We start from the raw sequence: 4,180 nt of genomic DNA on the forward strand, positions 1-4,180 counted from the left end.
TCCAGAGCCGCCACCCGACCCAAACCCCACACCTGCGCCTGAACAGCAGACACAAGCTTGTCCGAACGGCCCACACTCACCGCACCACGCGTCAGACACCACAACCGCGCCCCCACCCCAGCATCACCCAACGCCTGCACCAAAGCAGCGGTAGCAACAAGCCCACCCACCTCATCCAGCGCCAGCAACGACACCACACCAACCACAGACCCCACACCAGCGTCAGCCAGCAGTTCAACCAGCCCAGCACGGTCCGTACCCGGCTCCACCACAACCCGACGCACCCCAGCACCCAGCGCAGCGACCACCGCAGTGTCATCCACACCACCAGCCGGCACCACAACCAGCCACTCACCCGACAGCACACCAGCAGACACAGCCGCCAGCGGCTTCCACGACACCCGGTAACGCCAGCCGTCGACCTGCGACTGCTGCTCCGCCTGGCGGCGCCATGCGGACAGTGCCGGGGCGAGTTCGCCGAAGCCGGCGTCGTCGCCCACCTCCAGTTCGGACATCAGGGCGGCGAGGTCGCCGCGCTCCACCGCGTCCCAGAACCGGGCGTCGACCGCGTTGACCGCGAAGGCGGGGGCGTTCGCGCCGTGGGAGAGGACGTGCTCCGGCCAGTAGCGCTGCCGCTGGAAGGCGTACGTCGGCAGCTCCACCCGTCGGGCGCCCGTACCGGCGTAGAAGGCGGACCAGTCCACGGCCACACCGCGCACGTGGACCTTGGCCAGAGCAGTGACCGCGGTCTCCGCCTCCGGTCGCCCGGACCGCAGCACCGGCACGAACTCAGCAGTAGCCGTTACGCACTCCTGGGCCAGCGCCGACAGCACACCGTCCGGCCCCAGCTCGACGAACGTCGTCACACCCGCGGCCTCCAGGGCCCGCACACCATCGAGGAAGCGAACCGCCTCCCGGACGTGTCGCACCCAGAAGTCCGCCGAACCCATCTCGTCCGAGACCAACGCACCCGTCAGGTTGGAGACAACCGGAATCCGAGGCTTGTCGAACGACAACCCCGCCACGACCTGACGGAACTCATCCAACATCCCGTCCATGTGCGGCGAGTGGAAGGCGTGGCTGACGGTGAGCCGCTTGCTCTTGCGGTCGGCGAAGGCCTCCACCACCGCGAGCACAGCATCCTCGTCACCCGCGATCACGAGCGACGTGGGCCCGTTGACGGCGGCGATGCTCACCCGCTCGTTCAGCAACGGCAGGACCTCGTCCTCCGACGCCTGGATCGCGATCATCGCACCACCGGACGGCAGTGCCTGCATCAGACGCCCGCGCGCGGCGACCAGCGCACACGCGTCCTCCAGCGAGAACACCCCCGCCACATGCGCAGCCGCGATCTCACCCACGGAGTGACCGGCGAGGAAGTCCGGTCGCACACCCCACGACTCCAACAGCCGGAACACCGCCACCTCAACCGCGAACAACGCGGGCTGCGCATGCTCCGTACGATCCAAGACGGCCTCGTCGTCTCCGAACAGGACGCCCTTCAGCGGCACTTCGGGCCCGAACTGCTCGCACACCGCATCCAGGGCGACAGCGAACGCCGGGAAGGCGGCATACAGTTCGCGCCCCATCCCGAGGCGCTGGCTGCCCTGCCCGGTGAACAGGAACGCCAGCGCGCCCCCCGTCACCGAGCCCCGCACCAGGCCCGGGACCTGCTCGTCTGCGGCCAGGGCCTCCAGCCGGCCGAGCAGCGTCTCCGGGGCTGCGGGCTCGCCGAGGAGGACCGCGCGGTGTTCCAGGGCGGCCCGGTGCATGGCCAGGGTGTGGCCGAGGTCGAGGGCGCCGCGGGTTCCCGCGGTGGTGACCAGGTCGGCGGCGGTCGTGCGCAGACGGTCGGCTTGGGCGCGCAGTGCGGCCGCGGTGCGGCCGGATACGAGCCACGGGATGACGGCCGGTGCCGGGTCCCCCGCGGGGCCCGGCTCGGGCCGGGTCTCCTCGTCGGCCTCGCGCGGTGCCTGTTCGAGGACGGCGTGGGCGTTGGTGCCGCTGTAGCCGAAGGAGGAGATGCCGGAGCGGCGCGGCCGGCCGGTCTCCGGCCAGGCCCGCTGCTCGGTCAGCAGCTCGATGTCACCGGCGGACCAATCCACGAACGGTGTCGGCTCGTCGACGTGCAGGGTCTGCGGGAGCACCCCGTGCTGCATGGCCATGACCATCTTGACGACACCGGCGACACCGGCGACGGCCTGGGTGTGCCCGATGTTGGACTTGACCGAGCCGAGCAGCAACGGTCGCTCGGCGGGGCGGTTCTGGCCGTACGTGGCCAGCAGCGCCTGCGCTTCGATCGGGTCGCCGAGCTTGGTGCCCGTGCCGTGGGCCTCGACCGCGTCGACGTCCCCGGCGGTCAGACCCGCGTCGGCGAGGGCCTCGCGGATGACGCGCTGCTGGGCGGGGCCGTTGGGGGCGGTGAGGCCGTTGCTCGCGCCGTCCTGGTTGATCGCGGTGCCGCGGACGACGGCGAGGACGGGGTGCCCGTTGCGGCGGGCGTCCGAGAGCCGCTCCAGGAGGAGCAGGCCGACTCCTTCGGCCCACACCGTGCCGTCGGCGGCCGCGGCGAAGGCCTTGATCCGGCCGTTCTGGGCGAGGCCGCGCTGGCGGCTGAACTCGGTGAACGCTCCGGGGGTGGACATGATCGTCACGGCGCCCGCGAGGGCCATCGAGCATTCGCCGCGGCGCAGGGCCTGGGCAGCGAGGTGCAGGGTGACGAGCGACGATGAGCAGGCCGTGTCGAGGGTGACCGCGGGCCCTTCCAGACCGAAGGTGTACGAAATGCGGCCGGAGACGACGCTGGCGGCGTTGCCGGTGCCGAGGTGGCCCTCCAGGCCGTCGCCGTCGTTCAGCCACAGCTGCAGGTAGTCCTGGGCGTTGGAGCCGACGAACACGCCGGTTCGGCTGCCCTGCAGGGCGGTCGGGTCGATGCCGGCCCGTTCGAAGGTCTCCCAGGAAGTCTCCAGCAGCAGACGCTGCTGCGGGTCCATGGCGAGGGCCTCGCGGGGCGATATGCCGAAGAACGCGGCGTCGAAGTCGGCCGCCTCGTGCAGGAAGCCGCCCTCACGAACGTAGCTGGTGCCCTCGCGGTCGGGGTCGTCGCTGTAGAGGGAGTCGAGGTCCCAGCCGCGGTCGGCGGGGAAGGCGGTGATGCCGTCGCGGCTCTCGACGAGCAGCTGCCACAAGTCCTCGGGGCCGCGGACGCCGCCGGGGAAGCGGCAGCCCATCGAGACGATGACGACCGGGTCGTCGTCGGCGCCGGCGGCGCCCGGGCCGAGAGCCGGCCGTGCGGAGCCGAGAGCACCGGTCCCCGTGCCCGCGCCGTCGGCCAGGTCGCCGATCAGCTCCTCGCGCAGGTACTGGGCGAGAGCTGTCGCCGTCGGGTAGTCGAAGACGAGGGTGGCGGGCAGGCGGCGGCCGGTGGCCTCGCCGAGCAGGTTGCGCAGCTCGACGGCGGTGAGGGAGTCGAAGCCGAGTTCCTTGAAGGAGCGGCCCGGCTCGACGGAGGCGGCGCTCGGATGTCCGAGGGCCGCGGCGACCTGCTTGCGTACGAGGTCGAGGACGGCCCGGTCCTGTTCGGCGGCCGGGAGTCCGGCCAGGTGGTGGCGCAGTCCGGAGGCGGCGGCGGACGCGCCGCCCACCGACCGGCGCGCGGGGACCCGTACGAAGCCGCGGAGCAGCGGCGGCAGGGTTCCGGCCTGGGCCTGACCGCGGAGGCCCGCGGGGTCGATGCGCATCAGGACGGGCGCGGGCTCGTCGATCCGGTGGGCGAGGTCGAAGAGGTCGAGGCCCTGCGCCGTGGTGAGCGGGGGCAGACCGGCGCGGGTCATGCGGCTGATGTCGGCGTCGGTGAGGCTGCCGGCCATGCCGCTGCCGTCGGCCCACAGGGCCCAGGCCAGGGAGGTGGCCGGGAGGCCCAGGGAGCGGCGGTGTTGCGCGAGGCCGTCGAGGAAGACGTTGGCGGCGGCGTAGTTGCCCTGGCCGGCTCCACCGAAGACACCGCCGATGGAGGAGAACAGCAGGAAGGCGGAGAGGTCGAGGTCCCGGGTCAGCTCGTGCAGGTGCCAGGCGGCGTCGGCCTTGGGGCGCCCCCGGCGGATAGGTGCCGGCCCGGGAGAAGAGCATCCGCAGGGAGTTCGACAGCAGGGTCACCGTCCCGACGGACGAGCGCGAACCG

General features: G+C 72.2%; 1 pseudogene. It reads right to left on the minus strand.

The window, feature by feature from the left end:
- Nucleotides 1-4,091, minus strand: a pseudogene (locus ABZY31_RS31090) (beta-ketoacyl synthase N-terminal-like domain-containing protein); the annotation flags it as partial.
- Nucleotides 4,092-4,180: the final 89 nt, after the last annotated feature.

This window comes from Streptomyces sp. NPDC006529 (genome assembly GCF_040611795.1).
GTDB lineage: Bacteria > Actinomycetota > Actinomycetes > Streptomycetales > Streptomycetaceae > Streptomyces.